This is a genomic window from Clostridium sp. CX1 (assembly GCF_025398335.1).
GTDB lineage: Bacteria > Bacillota > Clostridia > Clostridiales > Clostridiaceae > Clostridium_AM > Clostridium_AM tanneri.
This window is the reverse complement of record NZ_JAODOO010000007.1, coordinates 45,449-59,632: the sequence shown is the minus strand read 5'-3', so window position 1 is coordinate 59,632 and position 14,184 is coordinate 45,449. Positions and strand designations below refer to the sequence as shown.

Below are 14,184 nucleotides of genomic sequence, written 5' to 3'. Positions count from 1 at the left end.
AGCGTCGAATAATTTTTAGGAGGTAATGCACAATGTTAGAAATAATAAGACAAATAGAAGCAGAACAAATCAGAAATGACTTACCAGTATTTAATGTAGGAGATACTGTAAAAGTTCACGTAAGAATTAAAGAAGGTAACAGAGAAAGAGTACAGGTTTTTGAAGGAATAGTTTTAAAAAGACAAAACGGTGGTTTAAGAGAAACTTTCACTGTAAGAAGAGTTGCTTACAACGTTGGAGTTGAAAGAACATTCCCTGTTAACTCTCCTAGCATTGAAAAGATAGAAGTAGTTAGAAGAGGTAAGGTAAGAAGAGCTAAGCTATTCTACTTAAGAGATAGAGTTGGTAAAGCTGCAAAAGTAAAAGAATTAATATAATACAAAAGATGGGGCTTTATAAAGTCCCTTTTTTGTATATTAAGGTGGTGGAGGATTTTGCTTAAAGAGTTAATTGAGTTAGGGAAATCGATGATTATAGCTATTATTGCGGCATTTTTAATTATAACCTTTGTCTTTGAAACTGTAAGTGTGGATGGACACTCTATGGATCCTACTTTAAGTCATAAAGATAGGTTGATTGTAGAGAAGGTTAGTTATTATTTTAGGGCTCCTAAGGCTGGAGATATAGTAGTAATTAAATACCCTGCAAATCCAAAAGAAAAGTTCATTAAAAGAGTTGTTGCAGTAGGGGGAGACAAAGTTAGAATCGAAGGAGATAAATTATATATAAACAACGTGCCAAAAGATGAGCCTTATATACTTGAAGCTAATATGAGAGATTTTAATGAGGTAACTGTGCCTGAAAATACGGTTTTTGTTTTAGGCGATAATAGAAATAATAGTAGAGATAGTAGATTTTCCGATGTTGGATTTGTAAGTTACAAAATGGTAGTTGGCAGAGCTGCTCTTAGGATATATCCGTTCAGCAGATTTGGAAAGTTAACTTCTTTTAACGATATAAATGACCTTAGTGTCTTCGCAAATAATAGCTAATTAGAAAGGATATGATAATATGGCTATAAATTGGTTTCCAGGACATATGGCAAAAACTAGGAGAGAAATAAAAGAAAATTTAAAACTTGTAGATGCTATAATAGAAATAAGAGATGCAAGAATTGTAAGATCTAGTAAAAATCCAGATGTAGACGATATATGTGGGAACAAGCCAAGAATAATACTGCTGAACAAAAGTGACTTAAGTGAAGAGAAGGTTACTAGAGAGTGGATTAAAAATTTATCTAAAGATAACATTAGATTAATAGGCGTGAATTGTTTAACTGGAGAAGGGTTAAAAGGTATAAGACCTTTAATGAACGATCTTTTAAAAGAAAAACATGGAAGAATGAAAGAGAAGGGTATTGTAAATATAACAGATAGAGTTATGGTTATAGGTATACCCAATGTAGGAAAATCTACATTTATAAATAAAATGGCTAAAAATAACATAGCTAAAACTGGAGATAGACCAGGAGTTACTAAAAGCAAACAGTGGATAAAGACCAAAATTGGTATGGAACTAATGGATACACCAGGAATTTTATGGCCAAAACTAGAAAGTGAGGAAACTCAACTGAACCTAGCTTTCACTGGAGCAATAAAAGATGAAATTATGGATATTGAGGAACTTGCTTTAAAGCTTATAGAAAGACTTCAAAATGAATACCCTGATAGATTAATGGGAAGATATAAGCTTACGGAGTTAAGTGAAGATCCACTAGAAAATATGAATAATATAGGTAGGAAAAGAGGGGCTGTTATATCTGGAGGTCAAATTGACTACAATAGAGTGGCTGTACTACTTTTAGATGAATTTAGAGGTGGAAAGTTAGGTAATATATCATTAGAGAGACCAGAGTAGATCAAGTGGAGAAGCAAGATGGATATAGATATTGTAAAAAAAGATACTAACTTTAGTGAAATAGAAGATAATTTATTTAAGGGGACTGCTAAATTAAATTTTAGCAGCCTTAAAACTTATGTAGCGTATTTGCAACAAAACTACTTTATTACTGATAAAGAAAAATATCAGCAAGTTATGAACTGTTTAAGTATGGATAGTAGAAAAAATGTCCAGAGCTTAGCCTTAAGTCTTGAAAAATTCATATTTAAGAAAGAAAGTGAGATTGATAGGGTTAAGGAGATGTACAGCTTTGATAAGAGCTTTGGCAACTATATATATGTAGCAGGTGTTGATGAGGTTGGAAGAGGTCCTTTAGCTGGACCTATAGCTGCCGGAGCTGTAGTACTAAACTTAAGGCAGAAAGAGGATAGAGAATTAATTCTAGGCATAAAAGATTCTAAAAAACTTTCCGAAAAGAAAAGAGAAGAGTTGTCAAAAATCATAAAGGAAAAGGCAGTAAGTTATAGCATTGCACTTATAAATAATAATGAAATAGATGAAAGAGGAATAGCTTGGTGCAATAATGAAGTCTTAAGACGAGCTGTTAAAGGTTTGAAAGTTGCGCCAGATATTGTTTTATCAGATGGATATGCAGTTAAAAACCTAGATATTTATAATGAATTTATCATAAAAGGTGATATGAAAAGTGCTAGTATAGCATGTGCTTCTATAATTGCTAAGGTATATAGGGATAACCTAATGAAGGAATATAGCAAAGAATTTCCTCACTATGGTTTTGACGGTAACTCTGGATATGGAACTACTGAACATGTGCAGGCTATAAAAAAATATGGTATTTGTAAGATACATAGAAAAAGTTTTTTGAAAAATATAATATAAATTTAAAATGCAGCAAAAGTCGCAACGGAAGAATGACACTTTCTATTTTTAAGTGTCATTCTTTTTGTTTAAATAAAAGTTATACTTGAAAAGCATCTTTAATAAGACGTATAGACGGATTAGCATTACACTTATTAAGGATGATTTCAATAACATCAAACCTAAAATTAAATTTAAATAGTTTTTTTCGGAGTATATAAGTTTCTGCAGTTTTATAAATTTTTAGCCGCTTTGAATAAGTTACAGCTTCACAGGGACTACCATAGATTGAACCATATCTTGTTTTCACCTCTATAAAACAAATATAATCTCCATCCTTGCCTACTATATCAATCTCACCTAGTTTGCATCTAAAGTTTTTATCTAGTACTGTATAGCCTATCTGCCTCAAATAAGTCTCAGCAATATCTTCGCCCAGGGAACCAATATCCTTGTTAAAAGAATGCATAAATTCGCTCCTTTCATAGATTTTCAATTGTTATATAATTATTCTGATAAATAATAACCACTTCTACTGTATAAAATTTAGATACATTGGCATGTTTTAATTTTAGCAATATTACCTCCATTTGTAAATATAATAGATGGATTTCATACAATTTTTTCCATAGGGGTAATTAAGGGATATTTTATAAGGGATATAGACTATTTAGTATAAAGTTTTAAGAAATAGTATATAAAAGCATATATCTGTCAAGAATCTAGTGGAGGTGATATTATGGCTGTTACAATTAATACTGCTGCATTTTCAGGTATTGAAGGAGTTTTAGTTTCCGTAGAGGTAGATCTTGAGAGAGGGCTGCCTTGTTTTAGTATAGTAGGCCTTCCAGATACTTCTGTGAAAGAGTCTAAGGAAAGAGTCAGAGCTGCAATAGTAAACTCTGGTTTTGAGTTTCCTATCAAAAGAATAGTTATAAACTTAGCTCCGGCAGACATAAAGAAGGTAGGAGCTTTATTTGATTTACCTATAGCATTAGGAATTTTAATGGCCACGGAACAGATAACTTTTGAAGATGCTAAAAATTTTTTGATAATGGGAGAATTATCTCTATCAGGAAAGCTAAAAAGAGTTAGGGGAGTATTACCGATTGCTATTGAAAGTATAAATGAAGGAATAAATAATTTCATTTTACCTATGGAAAATGCAGAAGAATGTTCCGTAGTTAAAAATACTAGGGTTTATGCCTTTGAAAGTTTAAAGCAAGTAATAGAATATATTAAATATAGAGATTTGATGCCATATGAGTACATCAATAATCCTGAATCAAGTAGGAGTAGTTTAGATTTTGAAGATATATTAGGACAGGAGAGCTGTAAAAGGGCTATAGAAGTAGCTGCTGCCGGAAACCATAATGTAGCTATGTTTGGACCTCCGGGATCTGGAAAAACCATGATAGCTCAAAGAGTGTCAACTATATTACCAACCTTAAGTTATGAGGAAGGATTAGAAGTTACTAAAATTTATAGTGTATCAGGAAATTTAGAAAAGTATAAGGGATTTATAAATCAGCGGCCCTTTAGAAGTCCACACCATACCATTACAACCATAGGACTGGTAGGTGGAGGCAATAATTTAATGCCAGGAGAAGTTTCTCTTGCTCACAATGGTGTTTTATTTCTAGATGAAATACTAGAGTTCAAAAGGAATGCATTAGAAGTTTTAAGACAGCCCCTTGAAGATAGAAAGGTGACTATTTGCAGAGGAAGTGGAAAGGTAACTTACCCTTGCAATATTATGGCTGTAATTTCTACAAATCCTTGTCCTTGCGGGTATTATGGATCAGCAAAGCAGTGCTCTTGCGGAGAATTTGAAAGAAGGAGATATATGAAAAAGTTATCTGGACCTCTTCTTGACAGAATTGATTTATTCTGCTTTGTTAATCCTTTGTCTTATGATGAGATTAAAGCTAAAGCAAAGGGGGAATCATCTAAAGAAATTAGGGTTAGAGTTGAGAAAGCTAGAGAACTTCAAAAAAATAGATTTAAAGAGGAAAACATATATTGCAACGCACAAATGGATGGAAAACTCATAAGAAAATACTGTAAGTTAAATAGCAAAAGTAATAATATCTTAGAAAAAATCTATAATAGATATACCTTAAGTACTAGAGCCTACAGTAGAATATTAAAAGTAGCTCGTACTATAGCAGATTTATATGAAAGAGAAGATATAGTAGAAAGTGATATTATTGAAGCACTTCAGTATAGAAGGTTTTTAAATCAGGAGATAATTTAGTGTTATAAAATAAATCCGGCGGTAGTTAGATAAATGCCGTCAGATTTATTTTATTTAATCACATATATTATAGCTTGTGATAAGTTTCTTTTAAAAGAAGAGCATCTTTTTCAAGTAAAGGACTTTCGCAGATTATGCAGCCTCTTACATTAAAGTTTTTTAAAGCTCTTAGGCATTCTACATAATTAAAATCACTTTCCAAGAAGGGAAGATGATTTCTCTCGCCCTTTTCACTGTAGTTAATGCCAGATATATGCATGTGTAAATCCTCCAAGGCTTCTTTGCCTAATTCCCCTTTTATATACTGAAGGATTTCAGCAAAATCATTGTATGTTTTAAGTTTACCATTATATCTAGCATGAATATGAGAAAAGTCAATACACAACTTGCAAGTACTAATTTCTTTACATAAGGAAGTTAACTCTTTTAAATCTCCAAATTGACTTCCCTTACCTGTAGTTTCTAATCTATAATCTACCCCGATTTTAGGAAGTCTGAGAAGATTTTCTTTTATTGTATCATAAGTCTCTGACGGAGAATCCTTCAAATAAAATCCTGGATGGAAAATTAGACTCCTTCCCTGCACTTTAAGTAAGCCTTCAGCACCCTTTATTATTCGTTCTATAGACTGAAGCTGTTTTTCAATATCGTCTGCGTTTAGGTTTATATAATAAGATCCATGAGCAGATAAGTAGAAGTTATTCTCTATTTTAGCTTTTAGTATAGTATCTTTATTTTTATCTGTAACATTTACAGAGCGAACAAAAGGAAGTTCCATAGCATGAAGATCTAAGGTTTTTAGATACTTAATAGCAGAAGAATAGTTGAATTTTTGGGCGGCTTCTCCAATTGGAAGACCGGAAATTCCAAATAGCAAATTATCCATAAAAGCACCTCTCTATAAATTTGTTTAAATAAATAACTTAAGCACTTTAAAGCTCCATCACTTCTAAATCATTAGGTACTAATATGTTTCCCTTAAAATATTGGCTTCCTTCCTCAGTGTAGAGTCTTTTTTTATTTTCAAGGTTTTTGTCTTCAGAATGAATTAAAATTATATTTTTAACATAAAGTTTTTCAGCATTTTCACAGGCATCTTTTACAGTAGAGTGAAACTTTTCGTAAGGATGAAAGATATCTCTCTGTGAATATAAACAGAAGGCTTCATGTATAAGATAATCTACATTATTTGAGTATTTAGATAAGTTGCCATTATAAGGCTCGTCACCTAGGAATGTTAGAACCTTATTGTTATTAAGTTTAGTAGTAAATCCGTACTGAAGGTGTTTATTACTTTTTATATCAAAGAAAGTAAAATTCCAATGAAGTATATTAAAACAGCTTTCATCTTCTATGGAAATAAATAATATTCTATCGTCTATAAAATTTGTAAATTTCTTTTGTAAAAGTAAATTACAAATAGTTCTAATTATGTTCTCCACGTCTTTATGACAGTATATATATAAATTTTCTTCATAATTTTCATTTAATATTTGCTGAGCAACAGCTCGTATAATCCAAACTATACCAGTAATATGGTCATTATGACTATGAGATATAAAAACATTATGAATTTTATTGATTGAGATATCTGCTTTTTCTAAGTTGGTGAGAATAGTGTTTCCGCCACCAGTGTCTACAAGAAAATGCTCTTCACCCTTTGAGAGTGTAAAACAGCTATTATAGCATTTTGTAACCATTGCGGACCCTGTGCCTAGTATAGTTAGTTTTTCCAAGTCCAAAAACTCCTTCCGTAATTTTATTTTTTGAACAAGTATTAATATAACATATAACTTACTAAATAAGAAAGAGTTTTAGGTAAAAAAAGATAAAATTGAATAAAAAGAATCAGTTATGACAAGAATTCTTACATAAAATTAAATAAGGAGAAAAATATGAATATATACGATTTATGGTTTAGTTCAGTAAGTTTATCAAGTAAAATTAAGCTGGATTTAATAAAAAAATTCATCAGCACAGAGGAACTGTGGAATGATACTTTCTATAATGCAAATAAAACATTGTTAAATGATAGAGATAAAAAGATTAAATACAATTTAAAAAAGGCTTGGGACAAAGAATTGTTAGAAAGCTTGATAGTGAAGATTAAAAATAAAAACATAGAAGCTACAACATTTAATGAGGATATATATCCTAAAGCATTAAAAAACTATGATGATTCCCCTAGTATATTATTTTACAAAGGTGATATAAATAAGCTTAATATGGGGATTAATGCCGCCATTATTGGTTCTAGGAACTTTACGAGCTACGGAAAAGATGCTGCAAGGTTAATAAGTAAAGAAATTTCTATAAATAACATAAATGTTATAAGCGGAATGGCTAGAGGCATTGACACATTTGCACACGAAAGTTCCATAGAAAATGGAGGCTTTACTTGTGCAGTATTAGGTTCAGGTATTGATGTAGTGTACCCTGGGGAAAATAAAAAATTATACGATATTATATCAGAAAAGGGATGTATTGTTTCGGAGTTTTTACCAGGAACAAGACCTTTCTCTTATAATTTTCCAATAAGAAATAGAATTATAAGTGGTTTAAGTGATATTGTAATTGTTGTTGAAGCTAGTGAAAAGAGTGGTTCTCTTGTAACGGCAGGGATAGCCTTAGAACAGGGCAAGGAAATTGTAGCAGTACCTGGGTCCATGTTTTCTGAACAAAGTAAAGGTACCAATAAGTTAATTAGAGATGGTGCATATCCTTTTACAGATTTTGAAGATTTATTTAGAATTTTAAATATAGACTATATGATAAAGAATAATATTAAAGTTAACAAAATAGAAGGCGTAAAAAAGAAAATATGTGATATTTTAGGCGATAGGCCTACACATATAGACGATATATTTGGAAGAACCAATATTGACATAAAACAATTATATGAGTTATTATTTGAATTGCAGCTTGAAAATGTAGTAATATGTCTTTCAGGTAACTATTATGTAAAAGTGGAAAGTACAGTATAAGTATGCTATTCTGATAAAATAAGGTATATTTATTTGAATAGAGAATAGTATTTAGTAAATATAAAGAAAATAATTATATAATTAGATATATTTCTAAATAAGGGGGTGTAAACACTTTGGTGAGACTTGTGCTTACCAGAGTACGAGATGGGACAAAAATTGGTTATAGTTGAATCACCGGCAAAGGCAAAAACCATAGGAAAATATTTAGGAAAAAATTATGTAGTAGAAGCGTCCATGGGTCATGTTAGGGATCTTCCCAAAAGTCAATTGGGAGTTGATATAGATAATGAGTACAATCCTAAATATATAACAATAAGAGGAAAGGGAGAACTGCTTGATAAACTAAGAAAAGAAGCTAAAAAGAGTGAAAAAATATATTTAGCAACAGACCCTGATAGGGAAGGAGAGGCAATTTCCTGGCATTTAGCTCACATATTGAAGCTAGATGAAAAGGAAAAGTGTAGAATAGAGTTTAATGAAATTACTAAAAATGCCATTAAAAATGCAATAAAAACTCCTAGACAGATAAATTTAAATGTAGTAAATGCTCAACAAACTAGGAGGGTTTTAGACAGATTAGTTGGTTATAAAATAAGTCCAATATTATGGCGTAAGGTAAAGTGGGGTTTAAGTGCAGGAAGAGTTCAATCTGTAGCACTAAGAATGATATGCGATAGAGAAAAAGAGGTAACTAACTTTAAACCAAAGGAATACTGGACTATAGAGTGCTCAGTACATAAGGAAAAGGAAAAAAAATCCTTTATAATAAGGCTTACTACTCTAGATAAAAAGAAACTAGATATAAATAATAAAGAAGAAGTAGATAAGATAATAAAAGATTTGGAAAATGGAGAATTTCTTGTTAAAACTGTTAAAAAAACTGCTAAAAGTAAAAATCCATTGCCACCTTTTACAACAAGTACTCTGCAACAGGATGCTTATAAAAAATTGAATTTTGCAACTAAGAGAACCATGTCTATAGCTCAGCAATTGTATGAAGGAGTAGATATCAAGGGATATGGTGCAGTAGGTCTCATAACTTATATGAGAACAGACTCAGTGAGAATATCTAATGAGGCACAAGCTGCTAGCAGAAGCTTCATTTCAAGTAACTTTGGAGAAGAGTATATACCAGAGGAACCTAGAAAATTTAAAGGCAAGAAGAATGCACAGGATGCTCACGAAGCTATAAGACCTACAAATGTTGAAATAACTCCTGAAATTGCTAAGGAAAGCTTAAAGGATGATCAGTATAAATTATACTCACTTATATGGAAGAGATTTGTAGCTAGTCAAATGGCTACTTGTATAATGGATGTAACTTCTGTTAACATAGTAAACGGGCAATATGGATTAAAGGCAAGTGGGTCTATAGTAAAATTTGATGGATTCATGAAGGTGTATGAATATGCAACAGAAGAAGAAAAAGAGGATATTAATCTGCCAAAGCTAGAAGAAGGAGATATATTAATAAAGAAATCTGTTGATGGAAAACAGCATTTTACACAGCCACCATCTAGATTTTCGGAAGCTACCCTTGTAAAGACTCTTGAGGAAAATGGAATTGGAAGACCTAGTACCTATTCACCTATTATATCTACATTGCTTGAAAGAAAATATGTAGAAAGAGAAAAGAAAACACTAAAGCCAACTGAGTTAGGAGATATAGTTAATAATATACTTAGTGAATTTTTTAAACAAATTGTTGACTTAGAATTTACAGCTGAAATGGAACAAAAGTTGGATGATGTAGAAGAAGGAAAAGAGAATTGGAATAGGGTAGTAGATGAGTTTTTTACACCTTTAAAAGAAGCCATAGACATAGCAGAAAAAGAAGTAGCAAAGATAACTATTGAAGATAAGGTTACAGATATATTATGTGATAAATGTGGAAAGAACATGGTTATAAAGCAGGGACGATTTGGAGATTTTCTTGCATGCCCAGGATATCCAGACTGTAAGAATACAAAGCCTATTGTAGAAGAACTAGATGTCAAATGTCCAAAATGTGGAGGAAAAGTTCTAGTTAAAAAAAGCAAAAAGGGCAGGAAGTTTTTTGGATGTAGCAATTATCCAGACTGTGATTTTGTAAGTTGGTTTGAGCCTGTGGAAGAAAAATGCACTGTTTGTGGCAGTTTTATGGTTAAGAAATATAGTAAATCAAAAGGGGACTATATACAGTGTGCAAATAATGAATGTAAGCATGTAGAAGAGAAGATTTCAAAGGTTAACACTGATCAAGGCAACGAAAATACTATAGACACTAAAAATAAAGCTAAAAGTGATGAAGAAAAGGAATAAAAGAAGCTTAACTAGTAAGAAAAAAAAATTAAAATGTCGAATTTTACAAAAAGGATGTTGAAATATAATAATTAGTATGTTATTATAATTAAAGAATAAGAAATAATTCTAAATATTTTAAAAAGTCAAAATAATCAATTCGATAACTATATTCAGCTTAAACTGATAGAGATATGCAAGATAACTTTTATAATTTTGTTAAAACAAAATTATTAGTCAAGCAAGGTTATTGAAATAGATGGAAATAAGAAGGAGGAATACAAATGACATCATTGTTAACTAAAACAAGAATGTTAAACAAAATACTGCAAAAGTCCGGTACTGAGCCAGTAGTTTTTGATGATATATGTAATTTATTAAGTGAAGTATTATCATGCAATGTTTATATTATAAGCAGAAAAGGAAAAATATTAGGTTATAACTTCTCAGCAGGATTTGAGTGTGACACAGTAAAAGATAAAGTTATAAGCGAAATGAGATTTCCTGAGTCCTATAATAACAAACTATTAAATATCCATGAAACTCTTTCAAATCTAACTAATCATGGTGAGTGTGTTTTTGATGAAGAGAAAGCATGCGGTATAGAAAACAAATTAACTACAATAGTGCCTATAAACGGAAATAGAGAAAGACTTGGTACTTTATTAGTTGCTAGATTTGATGAAGAGTTCGGAGAAGATGACTTAGTTTTAGCAGAATATAGTGCTACTATTATAGGAATCGAAATATTAAGAGCTAAACATGATGAAATAGAAGAAGAGGCTAGAAAGAAGGCAGTTGTACAGCTTGCTATAGGTACTCTATCCTATTCAGAATTAGAAGCAGTAGAGCATATTTTCAATGAACTAGATGGAAGTGAAGGGTTACTAGTAGCATCTAAAATAGCTGACAAAGTTGGAATAACAAGATCAGTAATAGTAAACGCTTTAAGAAAATTTGAAAGTGCAGGAGTTATTGAGTCAAGATCCTTAGGTATGAAGGGAACTCATATAAGAATATTAAATGAAAAATTAATAGATGAGCTTAAGAAGATAAGATAAAAGACTAATTAAGTTATTTGCTAGGTTTTTAGTGCAAATTGAACTAAAAGCAAATCTTCAAATAAGAGTTTAGATTAAAACAATCTAAACTCTTATTTTTTCTAGCATCTAGTATAAAGAGTATAAAACTGTTAATAATAAAATAGTAATCATAGCATACTATTTAAAAACTAAATGCTATAGTATAAATAATTGTAAATATAGCCATATAAATTTAAAAATTTTGTTGAATACCTTAATACCTTGTGATATACTACATAAGGTAAGAAAATACACACATTACCCAATTCGGAAAAGGGTGCTCGAAAGGGTATTTTACGAATATGACGGTAGTGGAGGGAAAACCTAGGAGGGAAAATATTATGTCAGTTATTTCAATGAAACAATTACTAGAAGCAGGTGTTCATTTTGGACATCAAACAAGAAGATGGAACCCTAAGATGGCTCCATACATATTCACAGAAAGAAACGGAATCTACATAATTGATTTACAAAAAACAGTTAAAAAAGTTGAAGAAGCTTATGATTTCGTTAAGAGTGTTGCAACTGAAGGAAAAGATATCCTTTTTGTTGGAACTAAAAAGCAAGCTCAAGAAGCTATTCAAGAAGAATCAGTAAGATCAGGTATGCACTTCGTTAACAATAGATGGCTTGGTGGAATGATGACTAACTTTACAACAATTAAAACAAGAATAGGTAAGTTAGAAGAGTTAGATAGAATGGAAGAGGACGGAACTTTTGAAGTTCTTCCAAAGAAAGAAGTTATAAAGCTTAAGAATGAAAGAGAAAAGTTAGAAAAGAACTTAGGCGGAATTAGAAACATGGATGCTAGCAACATAGGAGCATTATTTGTTGTTGATCCAAGAAAAGAAAAAAATGCTATATCAGAAGCTAAAACACTTGGAATTCCAGTTGTAGCTATCGTAGATACTAACTGTGATCCAGATGAAGTTGATTACGTAATACCTGGAAATGATGATGCAATAAGAGCTGTAAAATTAATAACAGCTAAAATTGCAGATGCTATCATAGAGGGAAGACAAGGTGAACAATTAGCTGAATAATTTATTAGGGTAGATGAAGAATTGTAATTCTTCATTTACCTTTTAAATTAAGTTTAAAATAGGAGGAATTTACAATGATAACTGCACAGATGGTAAAAGAGTTAAGAGAAATGACTGGAGCAGGCATGATGGACTGCAAAAAAGCTTTAAGCGAATCTAACGGAGATATTGAAAAAGCTGTAGAGATATTAAGAGAAAAAGGATTAGCAGCTGCAGCTAAAAAAGCTGGAAGAATAGCAGCTGAAGGTATAGTTAAGACATATGTTTCAGAAGACGGAAAAGTTGCTTCAATAGTAGAAGTTAACTGTGAAACTGACTTCGTTGCAGTAAACGAAGATTTTGTTACATTTGCTGATAACGTTGCAAAACAAGCAGCTCAAACTAATGCTAATACTATAGAAGAGTTAGTTGCGGAAAAATACATAGCTGATGAAAGCAAGACAGTTACAGAAACAGTAACAGGATTAATTGCAAAAATCGGAGAAAATATGGCAGTTAGAAGATTCCAAAAGCTAACTGTTGAGCAAGGAGCTATATCAAGCTATATTCATGGTGGCGGAAGAATAGGTGTTCTTGTAAAGTTAGAGTGTGAAAAAGAAAGCGAACTTTTAAAAGAATTAGCTAAGGATGTAGCTATGCAAGTAGCAGCAACTAATCCTTTATTCTTAAATAGAGAAGCAGTAGATAACGAAGCATTAGAAAAAGAAAAAGAAATCTACAGAGTTCAGGCTTTAAATGAAGGAAAACCTGAGAAAATAGTAGAAAAAATGGTTGTAGGAAGAATTCAAAAATACTATAAAGAAAACTGTTTAGTTGAGCAGGTTTATGTAAAAGACCCTGATACAACTGTTGAAAAATACCTTCAAGCAAAATCAAAAGAAATTGGAGCTCCAATAAAGGTAGCTGCTTTTGTAAGATTTGAAAAAGGTGAAGGAATCGAGAAGAAGGAAGAGAACTTTGCTGAGGAAGTTGCAAAACAAATGCAGAGTAAATAGTAATTGAAAAGAGAACACTGCGTGTTCTCTTTTTTTAAAGTATAAACCTTAATACATATGTAATTTTTGACAATTTGGAGGTATAATATATGTATAATGCTAAATATAGGAGAGTAATGCTAAAACTTTCAGGAGAAGCTTTAGCAGGTAGTAAAGGATTTGGTATAGACTTTGATGTTACTACTCAAATAGCAAAAGAGATTAAAGCACTAGTAGATATGGGTGTAGAAGTAGGAGCTGTAGTAGGTGGAGGCAATATCTGGAGAGGAAGAAGCGGAGAAGGAATGGATAGAACTACTGCGGACTACATGGGTATGCTTGCAACATGTATAAACGCTTTGGCTCTTCAGGATTCCTTAGAAAACTTAGGGGTAAATACTAGAGTTCAAACTGCTATTGAAATGAGAGAGGTTGCAGAGCCTTTTATAAGAAGAAGAGCTATGAGACATTTGGAAAAAAACAGAGTAGTAATTTTTGCTGCAGGCACAGGAAATCCATATTTTTCAACAGATACTACTGCTGCATTAAGAGCTGCTGAAATAGAAGCGGATGTTATACTTCTTGCAAAAAAAGTTGACGGAGTATATGACAAAGATCCATACAAATACAGTGATGCCAAGAAATTTGATAAGTTAAACTATATCGAAGTACTTGAAAAGGGACTTCAAGTTATGGATTCTACAGCAACATCATTATGTATGGATAACAACATACCTATATTAGTATTTGGATTAGAACAACCAGAAAACATAAGAAAAGCAATACTAGGTGAAAAAATAGGAACCTTAGTGTCTAAAGAATAAAAATAAGGGAGGTATTTTC

14 protein-coding genes are annotated in these 14,184 nt (G+C 31.6%); 11 read left to right on the top strand and 3 right to left on the bottom strand.

The genetic code is table 11. The features are described 5' to 3' along the window. Positions 1 to 32 precede the first annotated feature (32 nt). The 4 genes from rplS to N4T77_RS09515 are packed head-to-tail and all read left to right on the top strand — an operon-like array spanning position 33 to position 2,739. Positions 33 to 377 (top strand): 50S ribosomal protein L19, encoded by a 345-nt coding sequence (gene rplS, locus N4T77_RS09530; RefSeq protein ID WP_261671553.1) that lies wholly within the window; start codon positions 33 to 35, stop codon positions 375 to 377. A gap of 57 nt (positions 378 to 434) precedes the next feature. Next, positions 435 to 992, top strand: a complete 558-nt coding sequence (lepB, locus tag N4T77_RS09525) for a signal peptidase I (protein ID WP_261671552.1) — start codon at positions 435 to 437, stop codon at positions 990 to 992. 19 nt (positions 993 to 1,011) lie between these two features. Then, complete coding sequence (ylqF, locus tag N4T77_RS09520; protein WP_261671550.1) at positions 1,012 to 1,857, top strand: ribosome biogenesis GTPase YlqF; 846 nt, start codon at positions 1,012 to 1,014, stop codon at positions 1,855 to 1,857. 18 nt (positions 1,858 to 1,875) lie between these two features. After that, entirely contained in the window at positions 1,876 to 2,739 is an 864-nt protein-coding gene (locus N4T77_RS09515) for a ribonuclease HII (protein WP_261671549.1), read from the top strand. Between the two features lie 79 nt (positions 2,740 to 2,818). Here N4T77_RS09515 and N4T77_RS09510 read toward each other — a convergent pair whose 3' ends face one another. Next, complete coding sequence (locus tag N4T77_RS09510; protein WP_261671548.1) at positions 2,819 to 3,187, bottom strand: YraN family protein; 369 nt, start codon at positions 3,185 to 3,187, stop codon at positions 2,819 to 2,821. A 270-nt stretch (positions 3,188 to 3,457) separates the two neighbouring features. Between N4T77_RS09510 and N4T77_RS09505 the strand changes: the two genes are divergently transcribed. Continuing rightward, positions 3,458 to 4,975 (top strand): YifB family Mg chelatase-like AAA ATPase, encoded by a 1,518-nt coding sequence (locus N4T77_RS09505; RefSeq protein WP_261671547.1) that lies wholly within the window; start codon positions 3,458 to 3,460, stop codon positions 4,973 to 4,975. A gap of 67 nt (positions 4,976 to 5,042) precedes the next feature. Here N4T77_RS09505 and N4T77_RS09500 read toward each other — a convergent pair whose 3' ends face one another. After that, a complete protein-coding gene (locus N4T77_RS09500; protein WP_261671546.1) occupies positions 5,043 to 5,861 on the bottom strand; it encodes a TIM barrel protein in 819 nt (272 codons plus the stop codon). 46 nt (positions 5,862 to 5,907) lie between these two features. Next, positions 5,908 to 6,711 (bottom strand): MBL fold metallo-hydrolase, encoded by an 804-nt coding sequence (locus N4T77_RS09495; RefSeq protein WP_261671545.1) that lies wholly within the window; start codon positions 6,709 to 6,711, stop codon positions 5,908 to 5,910. 159 nt (positions 6,712 to 6,870) lie between these two features. Between N4T77_RS09495 and dprA the strand changes: the two genes are divergently transcribed. The 6 genes from dprA (at position 6,871) to pyrH (ending at position 14,165) form a co-directional block, all read left to right on the top strand. Next, positions 6,871 to 7,959: a DNA-processing protein DprA gene (gene dprA, locus N4T77_RS09490; RefSeq protein ID WP_261671544.1), complete on the top strand. Its 1,089-nt coding sequence runs from the start codon at positions 6,871 to 6,873 to the stop codon at positions 7,957 to 7,959. Between the two features lie 147 nt (positions 7,960 to 8,106). Next, the gene (gene topA / locus N4T77_RS09485) at positions 8,107 to 10,263 is read left to right on the top strand and encodes a type I DNA topoisomerase (RefSeq protein WP_261671543.1); all 2,157 of its coding nucleotides are present in this window, start codon (positions 8,107 to 8,109) and stop codon (positions 10,261 to 10,263) included. A 263-nt stretch (positions 10,264 to 10,526) separates the two neighbouring features. Further along, positions 10,527 to 11,303 (top strand): GTP-sensing pleiotropic transcriptional regulator CodY, encoded by a 777-nt coding sequence (gene codY / locus N4T77_RS09480; protein WP_261671542.1) that lies wholly within the window; start codon positions 10,527 to 10,529, stop codon positions 11,301 to 11,303. Between the two features lie 362 nt (positions 11,304 to 11,665). Beyond that, entirely contained in the window at positions 11,666 to 12,367 is a 702-nt protein-coding gene (gene rpsB, locus N4T77_RS09475) for a 30S ribosomal protein S2 (RefSeq protein ID WP_261671541.1), read from the top strand. A gap of 74 nt (positions 12,368 to 12,441) precedes the next feature. Beyond that, entirely contained in the window at positions 12,442 to 13,362 is a 921-nt protein-coding gene (gene tsf / locus N4T77_RS09470) for a translation elongation factor Ts (protein WP_261671539.1), read from the top strand. 89 nt (positions 13,363 to 13,451) lie between these two features. Further along, a complete protein-coding gene (gene pyrH / locus N4T77_RS09465; protein ID WP_261671537.1) occupies positions 13,452 to 14,165 on the top strand; it encodes a UMP kinase in 714 nt (237 codons plus the stop codon). Positions 14,166 to 14,184: the final 19 nt, after the last annotated feature.